Source organism: Streptomyces rapamycinicus NRRL 5491, from assembly GCF_024298965.1.
GTDB classification, from domain to species: Bacteria; Actinomycetota; Actinomycetes; order Streptomycetales; family Streptomycetaceae; genus Streptomyces; species Streptomyces rapamycinicus.
In genome coordinates this window covers 5,484,159-5,503,461 of record NZ_CP085193.1, presented here as the reverse complement: position 1 = coordinate 5,503,461, position 19,303 = coordinate 5,484,159, and the positions used below count along the sequence as shown (strand labels likewise).

The 19,303-nt window shown below is 69.7% G+C and carries 14 protein-coding genes and 4 pseudogenes; 10 read left to right on the top strand and 8 right to left on the bottom strand.

Annotation, left to right across the window (positions count from 1 at the left end; translation table 11 throughout):
- Positions 1-2 precede the first annotated feature (2 nt).
- The 3 genes from LIV37_RS51790 (at position 3) to LIV37_RS22690 (ending at position 3,071) form a co-directional block, all read left to right on the top strand.
- On the top strand, positions 3-134 hold the full coding sequence (locus tag LIV37_RS51790) for a hypothetical protein (protein ID WP_020869442.1): 132 nt from the start codon (positions 3-5) through the stop codon (positions 132-134).
- A gap of 490 nt (positions 135-624) precedes the next feature.
- A complete protein-coding gene (locus LIV37_RS22695) occupies positions 625-1,992 on the top strand; it encodes an MFS transporter (RefSeq protein ID WP_020869441.1) in 1,368 nt (455 codons plus the stop codon).
- Between the two features lie 197 nt (positions 1,993-2,189).
- Positions 2,190-3,071: a D-alanyl-D-alanine carboxypeptidase family protein gene (locus LIV37_RS22690; RefSeq protein WP_121824624.1), complete on the top strand. Its 882-nt coding sequence runs from the start codon at positions 2,190-2,192 to the stop codon at positions 3,069-3,071.
- Positions 3,072-3,157: 86 nt separating this feature from the next.
- Here LIV37_RS22690 and LIV37_RS22685 read toward each other — a convergent pair whose 3' ends face one another.
- Positions 3,158-3,745, bottom strand: coding sequence for an AMIN-like domain-containing (lipo)protein (locus LIV37_RS22685; RefSeq protein WP_121824625.1), 588 nt, complete (start codon positions 3,743-3,745; stop codon positions 3,158-3,160).
- Positions 3,746-3,960: 215 nt separating this feature from the next.
- Between LIV37_RS22685 and LIV37_RS22680 the strand changes: the two genes are divergently transcribed.
- Positions 3,961-5,454, top strand: coding sequence for an alpha/beta hydrolase (locus tag LIV37_RS22680; RefSeq protein ID WP_020869438.1), 1,494 nt, complete (start codon positions 3,961-3,963; stop codon positions 5,452-5,454).
- Between the two features lie 78 nt (positions 5,455-5,532).
- Here LIV37_RS22680 and argS read toward each other — a convergent pair whose 3' ends face one another.
- Positions 5,533-7,320, bottom strand: coding sequence for an arginine--tRNA ligase (gene argS, locus LIV37_RS22675; RefSeq protein ID WP_020869437.1), 1,788 nt, complete (start codon positions 7,318-7,320; stop codon positions 5,533-5,535).
- A gap of 156 nt (positions 7,321-7,476) precedes the next feature.
- Here argS and lysS point away from each other — a divergent pair, with 156 nt between their 5' ends.
- A complete protein-coding gene (gene lysS / locus LIV37_RS22670) occupies positions 7,477-9,225 on the top strand; it encodes a lysine--tRNA ligase (protein WP_121824626.1) in 1,749 nt (582 codons plus the stop codon).
- Positions 9,226-9,307: 82 nt separating this feature from the next.
- Here the strand turns inward: lysS and LIV37_RS22665 are convergent, their stop codons facing one another.
- The 3 genes from LIV37_RS22665 to LIV37_RS22655 form a co-directional block, all read right to left on the bottom strand.
- A complete protein-coding gene (locus LIV37_RS22665; RefSeq protein ID WP_214663046.1) occupies positions 9,308-10,762 on the bottom strand; it encodes a DUF2637 domain-containing protein in 1,455 nt (484 codons plus the stop codon).
- Positions 10,763-10,859: 97 nt separating this feature from the next.
- A complete protein-coding gene (locus LIV37_RS22660) occupies positions 10,860-11,564 on the bottom strand; it encodes a hypothetical protein (protein ID WP_020869434.1) in 705 nt (234 codons plus the stop codon).
- Between the two features lie 147 nt (positions 11,565-11,711).
- Positions 11,712-12,656, bottom strand: coding sequence for a DUF3558 domain-containing protein (locus LIV37_RS22655; protein WP_243146178.1), 945 nt, complete (start codon positions 12,654-12,656; stop codon positions 11,712-11,714).
- Between the two features lie 163 nt (positions 12,657-12,819).
- Here LIV37_RS22655 and LIV37_RS22650 point away from each other — a divergent pair, with 163 nt between their 5' ends.
- From LIV37_RS22650 to LIV37_RS22630, 5 genes and pseudogenes are all read left to right on the top strand, one after another.
- Positions 12,820-14,076 carry an RtcB family protein gene (locus LIV37_RS22650; protein ID WP_020869432.1) on the top strand — a complete coding sequence of 419 codons (1,257 nt, stop codon included), beginning with the start codon at positions 12,820-12,822 and terminating at the stop codon, positions 14,074-14,076.
- A 516-nt stretch (positions 14,077-14,592) separates the two neighbouring features.
- Positions 14,593-15,114: a hypothetical protein gene (locus LIV37_RS22645; protein ID WP_148717811.1), complete on the top strand. Its 522-nt coding sequence runs from the start codon at positions 14,593-14,595 to the stop codon at positions 15,112-15,114.
- A 49-nt stretch (positions 15,115-15,163) separates the two neighbouring features.
- Positions 15,164-15,413: pseudogene (locus tag LIV37_RS22640) on the top strand (RtcB family protein); the annotation flags it as partial.
- Positions 15,414-15,688: 275 nt separating this feature from the next.
- Positions 15,689-16,381: pseudogene (locus LIV37_RS22635) on the top strand (FhaA domain-containing protein); the annotation flags it as partial.
- Positions 16,382-16,641: 260 nt separating this feature from the next.
- Positions 16,642-17,175 carry a hypothetical protein gene (locus LIV37_RS22630; protein WP_020869429.1) on the top strand — a complete coding sequence of 178 codons (534 nt, stop codon included), beginning with the start codon at positions 16,642-16,644 and terminating at the stop codon, positions 17,173-17,175.
- A 48-nt stretch (positions 17,176-17,223) separates the two neighbouring features.
- On the opposite strand, the pseudogene LIV37_RS22625 reads toward LIV37_RS22630, so the two are convergent.
- From LIV37_RS22625 to LIV37_RS22615, 3 genes and pseudogenes are all read right to left on the bottom strand, one after another.
- Positions 17,224-18,285 (bottom strand): annotated as a pseudogene (locus LIV37_RS22625) (cytochrome P450); the annotation flags it as partial.
- 4 nt (positions 18,286-18,289) lie between these two features.
- Positions 18,290-18,922, bottom strand: a pseudogene (locus tag LIV37_RS22620) (FAD-dependent oxidoreductase); the annotation flags it as partial.
- Complete coding sequence (locus LIV37_RS22615) at positions 18,912-19,148, bottom strand: ferredoxin (protein ID WP_020869428.1); 237 nt, start codon at positions 19,146-19,148, stop codon at positions 18,912-18,914. The gene LIV37_RS22615 and the pseudogene LIV37_RS22620, both read right to left, overlap by 11 nt.
- Positions 19,149-19,303 lie beyond the last annotated feature (155 nt).

Sequence of the window (19,303 nt, the reverse complement as noted above, 5' to 3'; positions counted from 1 at the left end):
CTGTGACCACAGCAAACGTCGCGTACGTCGAGCACGTCGCGTACGTCGAGCACGTCGCGTACGTCGAGCACGTCGCGTACGTCGAGCACGTCGCGTACGTCGAGCACGTCGCGTACGTCGAGCACGTCGCGTAGGAGCGTTCCCGCACGCCGCGGTGGTGCGCGATCGGCCGTCGCGGACACCAGGTGACCTGCTGTACGTCTCGGGACAGCGCCGCTGCCCCTGACACCTGACGTTCCTCCCGTGCGACCTGAACACACTTCCGGGTCCCCGCACCGCCCAACGCGCCGACACCTCCATCGTCGACAGCATCGGGGAACACGAGCTGCCCGCGTCGACGGGGTACGTCCCCGACGGCTTGCCCGAGGTTGTCGCCGAGACCGGCGAAGTGCCGGCCGGTGTGAAGCCCGGTCGTGAGAACACCGGCGTCATCTCCGCAATGGGCGCGTCCTCTCCGCAATGGGCGCGTCCTCTCCGCGCTGGGCGGACGGCGACGGTGACCGAACTTCCTCAGCCTCCTGACTGGTGCCACGAGGCGCCACGAAGAGAGCCGCATCCGCACCACACTCACCTCCTCCCGGCCCGATCGGGCTTCCTCGCCCGGCAACAGCACAGGAGTTCCCCATGACAACATCAAGCGTCCTGGACGATGCGCCGCTGAACGGATTCCACAGGAAACTCGCCCTGTACTCCTCCGGAGGCCCCTTCCTCGACGGCTACATCCTGAGCGTCGTGGGCGTTGCCATCGTGCAACTGGGGCCGCAGATGCATCTCTCCGACGCCGCCCTGGGGCTGATCGGCGCTTCCGCCCTCATAGGCATCTTCTTCGGCGCCTTCCTCGGCGGATACCTGACCGACAAGTTCGGCAGGCAGGTGTTGTACACCATCGATCTGATCGCCATCATCGGATGCTCGGTGGCGCAGTTCTGGGCCACCGATCCGGTATGGCTGTTCGTCCTGCGCCTGCTGATCGGCATGGCCGTGGGCGCCGACTACCCGATCGCCACCTCGCTCCTGGCCGAGTTCACGCCGCGCCGCTACCGAGGCCCGCTCCTCGGCGGCCTGATGGTGATGTGGTTCGTCGGCGCGGCGACCGCCTATGTCGTCGGCGAAGCCCTGTTGACCGTCGACGGCACCGGCTGGCGGTGGATGCTTGCCAGCGCCGCGTTGCCTGCCCTCCTCATCGTGCTGCTTCGGCTGGGCACTCCCGAGTCCCCGCGCTGGTTGGCCAAGAAGGGGCGCGTCGACGAGGCCAATGCCGTGATGCGCAAGGTGTTCGGCGACCAGGCCAGCATTTCTGACCTGCCCGAAGAAGAGCACGAGAGCGTCGGCCTGATGCTGCTGTGGCGGTCCGGCTACGTCGGACGCATGCTGTTCGTCAGTGCCTTTTGGACATGCTCGATCGTGCCGCTGTTCGCGGTGTATGCCTTCGGACCCCGCATCCTCGGCGCGCTCCACCTCAACGGCCACCTGGCCAACATCGGCTCGGCCCTGATCACGGTCTTCTTCGTGGTCGGCTGTGTCCTCGCCATGGTGGTCATCAACCGCATGGGCCGGCGGGCCCTGATCATCCACAGTTTCACCTGGTCCGGTCTGGCACTTCTGGTGCTCGGCCTGTTCCCCTCCGCCCCCGCCGCCGTGATCATTATCTTGTTCGCCGCCTACGCCGTCCTCATCGGAGGCGCCCAAAACCTCCAGTGGATCTACCCGAACGAACTGTTCCCCACCGAAGTTCGGGGAACCGCTGTCGGCCTCGCCTCGTCGCTGAGCAGGATCGGCGCGGCGATCGGTACCTATCTCGTCCCGCTCGCCCTGACCTCGTGGGGAATCGGCCCGACGATGCTCGTGGCAGCGGCCATCACCCTGCTCGGAGCAGGCATCTCGATGCGATGGGCCCCGGAGACGCATGGCCTGGCCCTCCACGAATCCGCTGCTCTGGCCGAACCGGCGACCGCCAACGCTGAGCCTCGATCCACGCATCACGTCATGTGACGGTGAACCGCACTCTCTGCGCGGTTCCTCCTCGCCCCCCGTGGCCGGGGGCGCCAGGCGTACAGCCCGGGAAATTTCCTGGAAATCTCGGCAGAGAGGCACATCTATCGACCCCTCTCCCGCGTCTCATCGGTGAGCGACCGTACGATGCGGCCGCACATAAGGTTCATTTGGAGATATTTACGTTGAAAACCGGCATGAAGGGTCTACGTCGCGTTTCCGCGGTCACGATCACCGCTGGAGCCGTGCTGGCGGCGGGGGCGTTCACCGCCTCCGCGCAGGCCGCGACGACCGCAAGTCCCACGATCGCCGCCAAGGGCGGGTTCGTGATGAACAACGCCACGGGGAAGAGCCTGTTCACCAAGGCCGCGGACGGCCGTCTTTCCACCGGCTCCACCACCAAGATCATGACCGCCCGGGTGGTGCTCGCGCAGCCGAACCTGAACCTGGACGCCAAGGTCACGGTCCAGAAGGCGTACAGCGACTACATCGTCGACAACAACTGGGCCTCGTCGGCCAAGCTGATCGTCGGCGACAAGGTCACCGTCCGCCAGTTGCTGTACGGGCTGATGCTGCCGTCCGGCTGTGACGCGGCGTACGCGCTGGCGGACAAGTTCGGCACCGGCTCCACCCGGGCCGCGCGGGTGAAGTCGTTCATCGGGAAGATGAACACCACCGCCAAGTCCCTCGGGCTGACGAACACCCACTTCGACTCGTTCGACGGCATCGGGCACGGCGCCAACTACTCGACGCCGCGCGATCTGACCAAGCTGGCCAGCAGCGCGATGAAGTACTCCACGTTCCGCTCGGTCGTGAAGACCAAGTCGACCAAGCAGAAGGTGACCACGAAGAGCGGCGGCTACCGCTACATGTCGTGGACCAACACCAACAACCTGCTGGGCAGCTACTCGGGCACCATCGGCGTCAAGACCGGCTCGGGTCCGGAGGCCAAGTACTGCCTGGTCTTCGCCGCCACCCGGAGCGGGAAGACGATGATCGGCACCGTGCTCGCCTCCACCTCGGTGGACAACCGCACAAAGGACGCGAAGAAGCTGATGGACTACGGCTTCAGCAGGTAGCCGTCACCCGCGGCACAGCGAGGGGGCCTGCCCCGCGAACCCATCGGGCCGCGGGGCAGGCCCTTGTCGTCGTCCCGGCGCCGTGCTCAGCGCACCGCGTTCCAGGAGTGCGCCACGTCCACCACGACATGCCCGTCGGTCTGGAAGGCCCGGAACGGCAGCCGCGCCCGCACCCCGAGGCCGACCTGGGTCTCACCCTCGAAGCTGGCGCCGAAGCGGGTGTCCCGGAAGGTCTGGTAGCCGGAGACGTCCACGCCCGGCAGCGGCTTGCGCGCCCGCCCCGGGTACGACTCCGCGCCGCTGCCCGGGTCGTAGCTCGGCGCGGACACATGGATGTCCAGGATCGCGCCGCCGCGGACCGGGATCTCCTCGCCCGAGCCGTCCTGGTACAGGGTGTTCACATAGCCCACGCGGTAGCCGACGCGATCGGCGGCCGTGGCCCCCTTCACGTCGAACACGATGCGGTCGTAGCACGCGTGCCGGCCCGTCCTGATGTCCCCCAGCGGTGCGTGTCCCGCCGGCTGGGCCGTCTTCTCGCCGCTGCCCCAGCCGGTCTCACAGGTCGTCGCCGCCTTGGCCGCGGTCGGCGTGACGGCCGCGGCCGCCCCCGCCGTCGCCGCCAGCGCGCCGCCCGCGAGCGCCATCGCCGCGAGTGCGGTCCCCCACCGTCGCATGGTCGAGCCCCCAATGGTCTGTTGTCCGTTGATGACAGGTGATTCACGGGGTTGGACGGGCCGGGGCGGTGAGAGGTTGTCCCGGTCCGGGAAATGTGTCCCGAATGCTACGTGCGCGGAGGGTGCTCATGGCAGTCGCCCGGGGGTTTTCCCCCGAGCGGGTCGGCCGGTTGCCCGGATGGGACGGCGGGGCCGGTTCGACAAGGCTTGCGCACATGAGACCGACGACCGGCAGAACCGCCGCACTGGCCCTCGCCACCGCCGCCACCGCCTCCCTCCTCGGGGTCGCGTCCGCGAACGCGACCCCGGACCCGCCGGCCGACCCGACCGCCGCCGCGCCCGACTGGGGCGCCTGCGAGGGCACCGGGCTCGACCCCCGTCAGGAATGCGCCACGCTCAAGGTGCCGCTGGACTACCGCGACCCCGGCGGCAAGCGGATCTCCCTCGCGGTCTCCCGCATCCCCAGCGAACGGCCGCAGGCCCGCCGCGGCACTCTGCTGCTGATCCCGGGCGGCCCCGGATCGCCGGGTCTTGACCGGCCCAGCACGCTCGGCAAGCGGCTGCCGAAGCCGGTGCGGGACGCGTACGACATCGTCAGCTTCGACCCCCGCGGCCTGGGGAAGTCCACGCACACCGGATGCGATCTGAACCCCGGCGATCTCTCGCTGCTCGCCTCCCGCCCCTGGCCCGCCCCCGGCGGGGACATCACGCGGAACATCACCACCGGCCGCCGCATGGCCGACACCTGCGCCCGCAACGGCGGCGAACTGCTGCGCACCATCAGCACCGTCAACGAGGCGCGGGACATCGACAGCGTCCGCCGGGCGCTCGGCGAGCGGAAGCTGTCCGCGTGGGGCGTCTCGTACGGGACGTATGTGGGCTCCGTCTACGCGCAGATGTTCCCCGAGCACACCGACCGCTGGGTGCTGGACAGCAATGACGACCCGAACCCGGAGCGGGTGGAGCGCGGCTGGCTGGCCAACTACGCCGTGGGCGTCGAGGACACCTTCCCCGACTTCGCCCGCTGGGCCTCCGCCCCCGACAGCCCCGTGCGGCTCGCCGGGACCCCCGACGGGGTGCGGCGGCGGGTCCTGGAGCTCGCCGCCCGGCTGGACGCGAAGCCGCTGCCGTGGCCCGGCGCCAACCCGCCCGAGCTGAACGGCAACGCACTGCGCCAGTCCGTGCTGGACGCCCTGTACTCCCGGGACGACTTCGAGAGCCTGGCCCGGCTGATCGTCGACGCGGACGCGGGCAAGGCGCCCGCCGAGGCACCGGCCGACCCCCCGCAGGACGCCGCGGCCGTGTCCCTCGCGACCATCTGCAACGACGTGGCGTGGCCCACCTCCCTGCCCGGCTACGCGCGGGATGTCGCCGCCAGCCGTAAGAGCCACCCGCTCACCGCGGGCATGCCGGTGAACGTCACGCCGTGCACGTTCTGGCACGACGAGCCGAGGGACAAGCCGGTGCGGATCACCGGCCAGGGGCCGTCGAACGTCCTGCTGGTGCAGAACAAGCGCGATGTGGCCACCCCGTACAGCGGTGCGCGGGGCCTCCGGCGCTCTTATGGGGACCGCGCCCGGATGGTCAGCGTGGACGCGATGGGGCATGGCGCGGCGTACATGGAGAACGGCAGCGCCTGCGCGGACCGGAGGGTGACGGACTTCCTGCTGACCGGCGAGCGGCCGAAACGCGATGTGCTCTGCCGGTGACGCCTGTGACGAGCCACCGATGAACGCGGAGAGCCCCGCCCCGTCTTTCCGGGGCGGGGCTCCTCACGTTCGGCGGGCTCAGAGGCGCTCGGGGGTGCGGATGCCCAGCAGGGACATGCCCCGCCCCAGCGTGCGCGCCGTGATGTCGCACAGGAAGAGGCGGTTCTCCACCTGGGCCGGGCCGCCCTCCGCCTTCAGGACCGGGCACTGGTCGTAGAAGGTCGTGTAGAGCGAGGCCAGCTGGTAGAGATACCCGGCCAGCTTGTGCGGCTCGTACCCGGCGGCCACCTCGCGCAGCGTCTCCCCGAACTGGTCGAGGTGCAGGCCCAGCGCCCGCTCGGCCGGGGCCAGCGGAAGCTCCGGGTGGGCCAGCGCCCGCTGTCCCTCATCGGCGCGGCGCAGGATCGACTGGATCCGGGCGTACGCGTACTGGAGATAGACCGAGGTGTCCCCGTTGAGCGAGACCATCTGGTCGAGGTCGAATTTGTAGTCCCGCGAGGCGGAGGTGGACAGGTCCGCGTACTTCACCGCGCCGACGCCGACCTGGGCGCCGCGCTCGAGGACCTCCTCCTCGGTGAGGCCGAGCTTCTCGCTCTTCTCCCGGACCACGGCCGCGGCCCGCTCGGTGGCCTCGTCCAGCAGGTCCTCCAGCCGCACCGTCTCGCCCGCGCGGGTCTTGAACGGCTTGCCGTCCTTGCCCAGGACGGTGCCGAAGGCGAGCTGCACGGCGTGCACCTGGTCATTGAGCCAGCCGATCCGGCGGGCGGTCTCGAAGACCATCTTGAAGTGCAGCGACTGCCGGGCGTCCACCACGTACAGCAGGGTGTCGGCCTTCAGGTGCTGCACCCGGTCGCGGATCGCGGAGAGGTCGGTGGCCGCGTAGCCGAAGCCGCCGTCGGACTTCTGGACGATCAGCGGCACCGGATTGCCCTCGGGGCCCTTGATGTCGTCGAAGAAGACGCACAGCGCGCCCTGGGAGCGCACGGCGACACCGGACTCCTCCAGCAGCCGGCAGGTCTCGGCCAGCATGTCGTTGTAACCCGACTCGCCGACCACGTCGGGGTCGTGGATCTCGATGTCCAGCTTGTCGAAGACCGAGTAGAAGTAGATCTTCGACTCGTCCACGAACTTCCGCCACAGGGCGATGGTCTCCTCGTCGCCCGCCTGGAGCTCCACCACCCGCCGCCGGGACCGCTCCTTGAACTCCGCGTCGGAGTCGAAGAGCGCCCGCGCGGCCTTGTAGAGCCGGTTGAGGTTGGACATGGCCTCCTCGCCGGAGGAGGCGTCCTTGTGGTCCAGCTCGTGCGGGTGCTCGATCAGATACTGGATGAGCATGCCGAACTGGGTGCCCCAGTCGCCGATGTGGTGGCGGCGGATCACCTGCTCGCCCGCGAACTCCAGGATCCGCACCACCGCGTCGCCGATCACCGCCGAGCGCAGATGGCCGACGTGCATCTCCTTGGCCACATTGGGCTGGGCGTAGTCGATCACGGTGGTGCCGGGCGCCTGCGCGAACGGCACGCCGAGGCGGTCGTCGGCGGCGCGGGCGGCGAGGGTCGCGGTGATCGCGGAGTCGGCGATGGTGATGTTGAGGAAGCCGGGGCCGGAGACCTCGATGTCGGCGATCACCGGATCGGGGTCGGCCGAGGTGGCGGCGACCGGAAGGTGCGCCACGACCTTGGCGGCCAGCTCACGGGGGTTTCCCTTGAGCTGCTTGGCCAGCGCCAGCATCCCGTTGGCCTGGAAGTCGGCCCGGTCGCTTCGTCGCAGCAGCGGGTCCGCGGAGCCGGCCTCCGGCAGAGCAGCCGAGAGGGCGTCCGCGACGCGCTGATGGACCGTAGCGGCGAGGGAAAGGACCGATGCCATGGATGAGGTGCCATTCCGATAGTGGTGGTATGGGCAACCCAGTATTTCACGGCGGGTCCAACGATTTCCCCGGCCTGTGGACAACCCGGGCTCGCCCGGCGGGCCCTGTGGGTGAATCCGGAGGGGTCTGTTCCGTCTGGGACAATGGGCGGTGCCATGACCGCTAGGAAGGAAGTGCCGACCGTGGCTCAGAGCACCGAGACCGACTGGGTCTCCCGATTCGCCGACGAGGTCATTGCCGAGGCGGAGCGCCGCGCCCCGGGCAAACCTGTCGTCGTCGCCTCGGGCCTCAGCCCGTCCGGCCCGATCCACCTCGGCAATCTGCGCGAGGTCATGACCCCGCACCTGGTCGCCGACGAGATCCGGCGCCGGGGCCGCGAGTGCGTTCACATCCTGTCCTGGGACGACTACGATCGGTACCGCAAGGTCCCGGCCGGGATCGACCCCTCCTGGTCCGAGCACATCGGCAAGCCGCTCACCTCGGTCCCGGCCCCGCCCGGCTCGCCGTACGCGAACTGGGCGGAGCACTTCAAGGCGCCGATGGCCGAGGCGCTGCGGGAGATGGGCATCGAGTTCCACCCCATCAGCCAGACCGAGATGTACACCTCGGGTGCGTACCGGGAGCAGATCCTGCACGCGATGCGCCACCGCCGGGAGATCGACGCCGTCCTGGACCGGTACCGCACCAAGGACAAGCCAGGCGCCAAGAAGCCCAAGCAGCAGCAGAAGCCGGTGGACGAGGCCGAGCTGGCCGCCGCCGAGGGCTCGGGCGCGGCCGCCGAGGACGACGGCAGCGCGGGCGAGGCGGGTTACTACCCGTACAAGCCGTACTGCTCGGTCTGCGAGCGCGATGTGACCACGGTGACCTCCTACGACGACGAGACCACCGAGCTGGCGTACACCTGCGCGTGCGGCCACGGCGAGACCGTCCGCTTGAGCGAGCACAACCGCGGCAAGCTGGTCTGGAAGGTCGACTGGCCGATGCGCTGGGCGTACGAGGGCGTGGTCTTCGAGCCCTCGGGCGTCGACCACTCCTCGCCCGGCTCGTCCTATGTGGTCGGCGGCCAGATCGTCCGCGAGGTCTTCGGCGCGGAGCAGCCCATCGGCCCGATGTACGCGTTCGTGGGCATCAGCGGCATGGCCAAGATGTCGTCCTCCAAGGGCGGTGTGCCCACCCCGGCCGACGCGCTGGAGATCATGGAGGCCCCGCTGCTGCGCTGGCTGTACGCCCGCCGCCGGCCCAACCAGTCCTTCAAGATCGCCTTCGACCAGGAGATCCAGCGCACCTACGACGAGTGGGACGCGCTGGAGCGGAAGATCACCGAGTCCACGGCCCAGCCCGCGGACGCGGCCGCGTACCGCCGCGCGACCCGCACCGCCACCGGCGAGCTGCCCAGCACCCCGCGCCCGCTGCCGTACCGCACGCTGGCCTCGGTGGTGGACATCACCACCGGCCATGACGAGCAGACGCTGCGCATCCTCGGTGAGCTCGACCCCGACAATCCGGTGAAGTCCCTGGAGGAGACCCGGCCCCGGCTCGACAAGGCCGAGCGCTGGATCACCACCCAGGTCCCGGCCGATCAGCGCACCCGGGTCCGGGACGAGCCGGACACGGAGCGGCTGGCCGCGCTGGGCGACACCGAGCGGGAGTCGCTGCGGCTGCTGCTCGACGGCCTGGACGACCACTGGTCGCTGGACGGCCTCACCACGCTGGTCTACGGGGTGCCCAAGATCCAGGCGGGGCTGTCGCCGGAGGCCAAGCCGACGCCGGAGCTGAAGGTCGCCCAGCGGTCGTTCTTCGCGCTGCTCTACACCCTGCTGGTCGGGCGGGACACCGGCCCGCGGCTGCCCACGCTGCTGCTGGCGGTGGGCGCGGACCGGGTGCGCAAGCTGCTCGCGGCCTGACCTCCGCGACTCCCGGGCGCCGGGCGGATGGCCCTACGGCCGCCGCCCGGCGTTCCGGCTTCCCGGGGCGGCTGCGGGATGGCTACGGGATGGCCTCGCGCTCCAGGCGGACGCGCTCCTTGAAGTCCTCGACGTACCCGGCAAGCTCGCTGTTGCTGAGGTCGGTCACGCCGTAGGTCTCCCGCAGCCGCTGCCCGAACTGGTACGCGGAGGGGTACCGGCTGTGGTCGGCGAGGAACTGGCGGAAGGTCGCGTAGTAGACCTCCTCGCGCGGCACGTCGTCCGGCAGCTGGTTCAGCTGCTGCTCCGGCTGCAGCTCCTCGTACGCGAACCGCTCGGGCTCGCGCTGCTCCGGTACGTAGACGCCCTGATGGCTCCCCACGCCCTCACCGCCGAGCGGCCGCACCCGGCCGCCGGGCCCGACCGGCACGGTCAGCTGGGGCTGCGCGGGCTGGGGCTGCTGGAACTGCGGCTGCTGCTCGGAATGCGGCGCCTGGCCCGGGACCTGCTGGTCCTGCGGCTGGAGCTGCTGCTGCGGCTGCTGTGCCTGCTGCGGGTGCTGGAGCTGCTGGGGCTGCTGCTCGACCGGCGCGGGGTGGGCGGCCGCCGGGTCGAAGGGCACGGCGTTCCGGCCGTCATGGCCCTGCCCGGCGGGCTGCTGGTACACCGGCAGGGGCAGCGAGAGCGGCAGTTCCTGCGTCTGGGGCTGCTGGGGGTGCTGCTGCGGCCCCAGGTCCGCCACGGCCCCCGGCGCGCCGTACGGGCCCGGCTGGGCCTCCAGGGACGCGCTCTTGGGCCCCGTCCCGTCCGCCGCGGCCGACCGGCCCGGGGGAAGCGCGGTCGCCGACACCGTGGACGGGTCCAGACCGGCCGCCGCGAGCCCCGCCGGTGCGGTGTCCGCCAGCGGCACCCCGTACCGCGCCAGCCGCAGCGGCATCAGCGACTCCACGGGCGCCTTGCGGCGCCAGGACCGCCCGTAGCGGGCCCGCAGCCGGGCCTGGTAGACCAGCCGGTCCTGCTCCAGCCTGATGACCTCCTCGTAGCTGCGCAGCTCCCACAGCTTCATCCGGCGCCACAGCCGGAAGGTGGGCACCGGCGCGAGCAGCCAGCGGGCGATGCGGACCGACTCCATGTGCCGGTCGGCGGTGATGTCCGCGATCCGGCCGACCGCGTGCCGGGCGGCCTCGACGGAGACGACGAACAGGATCGGGATCACGCCGTGCATGCCGACGCCGACCGGGTCCGGCCAGGCGGCCGCGCCGTTGAAGGCGATGGTGGCCGCGGTCAGCAGCCAGGCGGTCTGGCGCAGCAGCGGGAAGGGAATGCGGATCCAGGTGAGCAGCAGATCCAGCGCGAGCAGGACCACGATCCCCGCGTCGATGCCGATCGGGAAGACATTGGCGAACTTGCCGAAGCCCTTGTCGAGGGCGAGATCGCGCACCGCGGCGTAGGAACCGGCGAAGCCGATCCCGGCGATCACCACCGCCCCGGTGACGACCACCCCGGCCAGTATTCGGTGCATCCGTGTCAGTTGCATCGCGGCCACCCGCGACCCCTCCCCGTCCTCAACAACAGCCGCATCAGAGTCGCATACACGTCAAGGCTCATGGGCGGGAAGGGGTCGTGTCGGCGAGTCAGGCCCCGCTCTTGGCGCCCTTACCGATGGCGCCGACGGCCTCCTTGGCCGCGGACTTGGCGTCCTTGAGCAGGTCGGCCGCGTCCGGGGCCTTGGCGGTCTCATAGCCCGCGCCGTCGTACTGGAGGGTGATGACGACATTGGCGGTGCGGGCCACGACCGTCTGGTCGCGGAAGTCGTCGCCGTCCTTCTTCTCCTTGGTGCTGACCGTGGTCGCCTCGTCGCCGATGCCCGCGACCTTCTCGGTCTTGGGGTCGGTCACCTTGCCGGCGGTGGCGGCCCTGCTCGCCTGCTGGGCGGCGTATTCCCCGGCGCGCTTGTCGCCGGAGCCGAGCCCCGGGTCGGAGTGGAACAGCTTGAGGGAAACGGTCAGGGAGCGGTAGTCGAACTTGTCGAGGCCGCTCCACAGGCAACTGGCCGACGTATTGGTGTCGGCCGAGGGAAGGGCCTTGCCCTTCTTGTTCTGCGCCTTGGGGACGAGATCGTCGACCGTCTTCCCGGAAAGCGTGGAACACACATCGGGCAGCTTGCCGAACTTCGCTGCCGCGACGGTGGGTGAAGCGCTGGGCGAGCTGGGTCTCGCTGAGCCACCGGCGTTCTTGTCGTCCTTCTTGTCCGAGCCGGAGGAGCAGCCGGCGACGAGCACCACCGGTACGGTCGCGCAGGCGAGTATTCGGGCGAGTCGCGGGGCTGAACGGTGCATGGGTCCTTCGCTCATTCTCTGTCGATGGGCGGACGTGCCGCCCGCGTCATTAGTCGGCACGGTACGCGGCCGACGCGCGGGCGTCCCAATTTCCGAGGTCTCCGCGGGGAGGGGCCGGGGGGCTCGCGGGGGTGCGGCGAGGACCCGTTATTCGTTGAGGCGACCGGTCAGTTCATCGGCCAAGTCCTGGGCGCTTTCCTGCAGTTCCTGGCTGCTGGGAATGTGCTTCTTGTCGGTCGTCCACTGGTCGTACTCAATGGTGGCGATCACATTCGAGGACCGGAACACGACGGTGATGTCGCGGTGGATACCCGAGTCCTTGGTGATCAGTTGGTCGTTGAGAAAGGCGTCGTCACCGAGGTCGTCCAGCCGGCGCGGGGCGGTGTCCTCCGAGTCGGTGTCACTTTCGTCACTTCCGCCGCTCGCATCGGCGCCCGCGGAGGGACTATCGGCGCTTTTGCCCCCCTCGTCGGCCTTGTCGCCCGTGCCCGCTTCATCGCCCTTGTCGCCCTTGCTGCTCTTGCCGGGCTCATCGGCGCTCGAACTGGCGGAGGCGGAGGAGCCGCCCTCGCCGCCCGCGTCGCCGCCCGAGCCGCTCTCCGAGCCGGAGGGGCTCGCGGGAGTGCTCGTGGCGTCCGGGATGTCGGCGGCGACGGCCTTCTTCTCGTACGTCTCCTGGGCCCGGTCGTCATCGCTGACCGAGGGGTCGTACGAGACCACCCGCTGGAAGTCGAGCGTGAGATAGCGCGTGCCGCTCGTGGTCTCCACCTTCCAGCGGCAGCCGTCCCGGCGGTCTATGTCATACGTCACGGCCGCCTGGCCGTCGTACACCTTGTCGTCCTGCTCGGCGCCGGGCAGCAGGGCCTGGAGGGTCTTGCGGCTCACCGCGCCGCACGCCTCGGGCAGCGTGCGATAGCGGCCGGGCTCGGCGGAGACGGCCGTCCCGGAGTCGCCGGAGGCGCCGTCGTCCGGGTCGGTCGCCGAATCGGAGCCGGTGCATCCGCCGAGCCCCGCGACGGCGAGCACGGTGATGAGCACGGCTACGGCCGGGGTGGCCCGCCGTCCGTACGCCCTTCGCTGCGCTGGCTGCACTGTCCGTGTCCCTTCGAGCGACGGAAAACTCCTTGCCGCCCGCGGGCGGTGGCTGGACACAATGTCTATCGCACGCACTGCCGTGCCTGCCGGTCGCCCGCCGCCTATGAGGCATTGGCCCGGCTTTTGCGTTATCAGTCTTTTACGGGGGAATGAGTGCATCATGTCGTATGTCGAGGTGCCCGGCGCGCAGGTGCCGATCCGGATGTGGACCGACCCCTCGACGGTCGAGGGCGTGGCCATGCAGCAGCTGCGCAATGTGGCCACCCTGCCCTGGATCAAGGGCCTCGCCGTGATGCCGGATGTGCATTACGGGAAGGGTGCCACGGTCGGCTCGGTGATCGCGATGCAGGGCGCGGTGTGCCCGGCGGCGGTCGGGGTGGACATCGGCTGCGGGATGTCGGCCGTCAAGACGTCGCTGACCGCCAACGACCTTCCGGGGGATCTCTCCCGGCTGCGGTCCCGGATCGAGCGGGCGATCCCGGTGGGGCGCGGTATGCACGACGACCCGGTGGACCCGGGGCGGCTGCACGCGTTTCCGACGACGGGGTGGGACGACTTCTGGAGCCGGTTCGGGGGAGTGGCCCAGGCGGTCAGGTTCCGCCAGGAGCGGGCCGTCAAGCAGATGGGTTCGCTCGGATCCGGTAACCACTTCATCGAGTTCTGTCTCGATGACGAGGGCTCGGTCTGGCTGATGCTGCACTCCGGCTCCCGCAACATCGGCAAGGAGCTGGCCGAGTACCACATCGGCGAGGCCCGGAAGCTGCCCCACAACCAGAGTCTGGTCGACCGCGACCTGGCCGTCTTCATAGCGGACACCCCGCAGATGGCCGCGTACCGGCACGATCTCTTCTGGGCGCAGGAGTACGCGAAGTACAACCGCGCGATCATGATGGCGCTCTTCCAGGACGTGGTGCGCAAGGAGTTCAAGAAGGCCCGCCCGGTCTTCGATCCGGTGATCAGCTGCCAGCAGGAAGATGCCGAAGGTCATATGAGGACCGTCGAGTACCGCCCTGGTGTGATCAGCTGCCACCACAACTATGTCAGTGAAGAGCGGTACGAGGGGATGGATCTGCTGGTTACCCGCAAGGGAGCCATCAGCGCGGGCTCGGGGGAGTGGGGGATCATCCCCGGCTCCATGGGAACGGAGTCCTACATCGTCCGTGGCCTGGGCAACCCCGGGTCGTTCAACTCTGCCTCGCACGGTGCGGGCCGCCGGATGAGCCGGAACGCTGCGAAGAAGAGGTACTCGGCGCGGGATCTGGAGGAGCAGACGCGGGGTGTGGAGTGCCGCAAGGACTCCGGTGTGGTGGATGAGATCCCTGCCGCGTATAAGCCGATCGGACAGGTCATGGAGCAGCAGCGGGACCTGGTCCAGGTGGTCGCGAAGCTCAAGCAGGTCATCTGCGTGAAGGGCTGAACTCCAGGACTGCACGTGATCGACGGCCCCCGGACTGGCGACGGTCCGGAAGTCTGCCCGCTTCGTCACCGTGAGTAAAAGCCCCCGCCGGATATCTTCGGCGAGGGCTTTGATCTGCGGCTGCGGTGCGCTGTTGCGGTCGACCTGGGGGGACTTGACCCCCTGACCCCCTCGATGCGAACTACGCGCGGGGCGGTCGCTGAGGTCTGTCGGGCTGGTCAGCCGGTCGGCTGAGGCTGGTGGCGGTCGGCTGTGGTTGCGGTGGTTGCTGTACTTCGCTGCTGTACAGCAACCACTGACCACCACCTCAACGGCTGCCGTCAAGCCAGCACAGAACTTCACACGTGGCAAGCCGACCGACGAAGCGAGTGTCGACGCCAGTCGGCGCCGCTGCTACTTTGCTGGGCCATAGAACGTAACACCAGCGACTGCAACACCGGGGGGCTCGTGGGTCGAGTAACGAAGTTACGGCGTTTGCTCTTGCGCGTGCGGATGCATGCTGTCAGCATCGGGGGTTTGACCGCGCTGCTAGTTGCATCGGCCGCTGGCTGCTCCGGCGGCGACAAGCAACCTGCTGCTAACGCGAGTTCGGCCGCCGACAGCCGAGCCACAAGTACGACGCAGGCGGCCCAACCCCGCAAGTATGTCGCCGTGGCCGTGGATGGCAGCAAGTACGTCAAGCTCAAGCACGCCATGCTGGCATTCCAGGTCCACCCCGAGGGCGGCCAGGTGATCGGGAAGTACACGCTGGTGCGCTTCGGCGACGATGGCCATGAGTACCGGAGAGAGACCGACTTCAACGGGCGCGGGTCGGCCAGCACGTTTGAGTTCGACGGCCTGAGCGAATATGGGGTCGTCACGGGCACCCTCTCCAAAGATCGAACCCGGCTAACGCTCGACCATGACCTCGGCGTGAAAACGGAGTGGACGATCGTCTCCTCCACGGACGTGTTCGAGTCAGCCGTCAAGGAGTACGCCAAGCGGTTCGAGTCCTGTTCCAAGAAGAAGGACTACGACCCCTGTGTGGACGTGACTTGAACGCCACACCGGCTGGCCTCCCCCCGACAGAGTGGAGGGCAGTTCTTGACACCACAACTACGTGGCGGAGGAGCGCTACGAGGGCATGGACCTTCTCGTGACCCGTAAGGGCGCCATCCGCGCCGGGGGCGGGGACTACGGGATCATCCCGGGCTCGATGGGCACCGGTTCGTAAGGACTCCGGCGTCGTGGACGAGATCCCGGGGGCGTACAAGCCGATCGAGAAGGTCATCGACCAGCAGCGGGACCTTGTCGAGGTGGTGGCGAGGCTCAAGCAGGTGGTGTGCGTGAAGGGCTGAGCTGCGGGACCGTACGTACCGGACTGTACGTGCGGGACTGTACACACCGGACCGTACGTACCGGACCGCACGTGATCGACAGGCCCCGGACCGGCGACGGTCCGGGGCTTCTGCCTGCTGCGGCCGAGTGCCCTGCGACGTGGCGCGGTGCGCGATTGCGGTGGTGGTGATGCCACGTTCCCGTCGGCGGCGGCCGGGGTATGTCCGAGTCTGGCGGCGATGACACGTTGTCGGGTGGGCAGGAGGCCGGTGGCACGCGGCCAGGGAGGTGCTCATTGGGGGGAATGAAACGCTTCGAGCAGCGTCTCGAAGGTCTGATGAGCGGCGGCTTCGCCAAGGTTTTCCACTCCGAGCTCCAGCCCGTCGAGATCGTGGGAGCGCTCCAGCGCGAGTGTGACGACAACGCCACGATCTGGAACCGCGGCCGGACCGTCGTACCCAACGACTTCGTCGTGGAGCTGAGCGCGGCGGATCACCAGCGCCTCAGCCCCTACGCCGACCAACTCGGCGACGAGCTCGCCGACATGGTGCACGCCTACGCCAATCAGCAGCGGTACGCCTTCATGGGCCGCGTCGAGGTCCGCCTGGAGGAGGCGAACGACCTCGGCACCGGCCGGTACCGGGTGCGCAGTCGTACGCTCGTCGGCTCCACCGACCGCCAGGCTCCCGGGCCTGCCCCGGTCTCCCACGCCCAGGTGCGCCACTGGATCGAGATCAACGGCACCCGCCACCAGATCTCCCGCCCGACGGTGGTGCTGGGCCGCGGTACCGAAGCCGATGTGCGGATCGACGACTTCGGCGTCTCCCGTCGGCACTGCGAGATCCGGACCGGAACGCCCACGACGATCCAGGATCTCGGGTCCACCAACGGCATCGTGGTGGACGGGCAGCACACCACCCGCGCTACGCTCCGCGACGGTTCGCGAATCGTCATGGGCACCACCACCGTCGTTTACCGGCAAACCGAGGAGCCAACGCTCACCCCCGGCATGGACCAGCAGGACACGCGAGGCCAGCAGCAGGAGACGCGAGGCCCCGAGCGCTCCGTTCCGGCTATTCCGGCTATGGGCCAAGGCGCCCGCGGCGGCTATGACGTCGAAGACATCATCCCGGCCGCCGATTCGCTGGACAGTGCGCTCGCGCGACTCTTCCTTCGGCTGGGCCCCCCGCCTGAGCCGACGGGTCGTCAATTCACCCCTGTGGGGTCTGATGATGGAGGGGCACAGGAGTGACAGACCCGGCTGACAACCTTCCAGATCCGAGCATCCATGCCGGGTTTGCTATCGCCGCGCAGTGGGGCGAGGCTCTTGGGGCGGAAAAGCTCGAAATCGCTCTGAAGGCGCTTGAACCCCAGCTCAAGCGGGAGCATCAGGCACGCATGAAGCAGCTCGACAATGAGCGTGCCCTGGCGGAACAGCGGCATGCCGCGGCCGAAGCCGCCGCGAGCCGGACGGCCGCGATGGAGAAGTCCGCGGGGGAACGAGCCGCTCGTGACGCTGAGCGGCGACGTAGTCATGTGTACCGGATGAGCGGGCTGATATCCGGAGTTGTGCTGTCGCTGGCGCTGCTCAGCGCCGGTGTCGTGGTTGCGCCCGCTCAGCCGTGGCTGTCGGCGTGTCTGTGTGGGCCGAGTCTCCTCGCCCTCGCGAAAATCTTTGTCCTGCGGCGCAGTGACGCGGGCGACATCAGGGCATCGGAGCGGGCGGCCCGGGAGGCCGCCACCGCGGTTGCTCCCCCACAGCCCCCGCAAGGCGCTGTGTAAGTCGCGCGCCCTTCCGTGCCGCAGGCGGCGAGACCCGTCGGGCACCGCCTAACGCCTGAGGCCGTCGTAGGCGACGGCCAGGTGCCGCGGCCCTCTGAGGACGGCGTTGCGGCGGTACGGGGGCGGGTCCTGGACGAGGCGCGGGTTGTCCAGCCGACGCACGAGTTCGGTCAGGGCGGTCGGGAAGGAAGCGGTCCGGCTCCGGGAAGCGCTGGGGGTCCCGGTTCCCCGAGGCCGGGGCGAGCCACAGGGAGGCGCCCCTGGGGATGGTGGTGCCGCCGATCTCGATGTCGTCCAGCGTGGTGCGCTCGGGCAGCAGCTGTACGGGCGGCTCGAACCGCAGCAGCTCCTCCACCAGCGGGTAGATCATCTCGGGGTCCTCGCGCAGCTGCTTGAGGGCGTCGGGGTGGCGCAGCAGGGTGAGCATCCCGTTGGTGATCAGATTGACGGTGGTCTCATGGCCCGCGATCAGCAGCAGCGTCAGATTGCTGAGCATCTCGGACAGGGACATCGGGCTCTCGCCGCCCCGCGCTCGGTGGCCAGACCGGAGATCATGTCGTCCCGGGGCGCGCGGCGGCGCTGGTCGATCAGGCCGGAGAGATACGCGGCGAGCTGATGCCGGGCCTCCCGGACGGTCTCCCGGTGGGCCTGTCGCTCCTCGGGCGTGCCGGCGGGCGGCTCGATGGCGGTGGCCACGGTGTCGGCCCAGCCGTGGAAGCGCTGCTCGTCCTCCGGGGGGACGCCGAGCAGACGGCAGATCACGGTGACGGGGAAGGGGTAGGAGAAGCCCTCGACCAGGTCGATCCGGTCCCGCCCCTGGAAGCGGTCGATGAGGCCGGAGACGATTCCGGAGATCTCGCCGCGCAGGTCGTAGACGCGCCGGGGCGCGTGCGGAGGACCGTACGTCCGCATGATCAGCCGGCGCAGCCGGTCGTGGTCGGGCGGGTCGAGCCGGATGAAGCTCGGCGGCAGGTCGGTGCCGGCGACGGTTCTCGCCCCGGGGGCGAGATGGCGGACGTCGGAGCTGACCCTGGGGTCGTGGAGCAGGCTGTGGATCTCCCAGTAGGTGCTGACCAGGTAGGGGCCGGACTCGTCCCGTACCACCGGGGTCCCGCTGGTGCTGTGGCTCGGCGGCCACCTCGCCGATCACGCCGCCCAGGGCGCCCACCAGGGGAGCCGGGCCGCGTTCCGCGACCGTGACGGGCAGCTCCCGCTCACGGCAGACGGAGGCGATCTCCGAGCCGGTGAACCCGGCGCCGATCACCAGCACCCGGCGGGGCCCGGCCCGCAGCCGGTGGACCAGCCGGGCGGCGTCGTCCGTGGTCCGCAGCACGAAGACGCCGTCCAGTCCGGCCTCCAGCTCGTTCGGCCACGGGCGGGAGCGCACACCGGTGGCGATCAGCAGCCGGTCGTACTCCACCGAGGTGCCATCGGCGAGCGCCACCCGCTTGGCCGCCATGTCCAGCGCGGTCGCGGCGACGCCCAGCCGCCACCGCGCGTCGATCGCGCGGCGCCGGGGGAGGGCCGTTTGGTCCACCGGCACCAGGCCGAGCAGGACCTGCTCGGACAGCGGCGGACGGTCGTACGGCTCGTACGGCTCGTACGGCTCGTCACCGATCATGGTGAGCGTGCCGGTGGAGCCCTCCTCCCGGAGCGTCTCGGCGGCCCGCAGCCCCGCCAGGGAGGCACCCACGACGACGATGTGGCCCTCGCGCCGGAGCCGCTCCACGGAGCCGTCAAGCGCCATCGGGGGCACCCACCCGGTCCGCCGTCCACCTGCCGCCCGCGCCCTCCACGGTGATGGCCCTGACCGGGCACGCCGCCACCGCCCGCAGCACGTCCGCGCGCCGCGCGTCGTCCGGCCGCGCGTCGTACAGCAGCGCTTCCTCACCGTGCATCGCGAACACATCGGGCGCGAGGAAGGCGCACTGCGCGTAGCCCTGGCACCGGTTGAGATCGACGACAACCCTCATGACGCCTCCGCTTCACCGTGAGGAATCACCGCGAGGTGACGGCCACTGCCAGCATCGGAGCGCCCCGGGGCGGCGCACACACACTGAGCCGAACGGGGGACGGCGGGCTGTTGCGGCACGGCCGTGAGGGGGTTGTGCGGGGCTGTGGAGGGCGG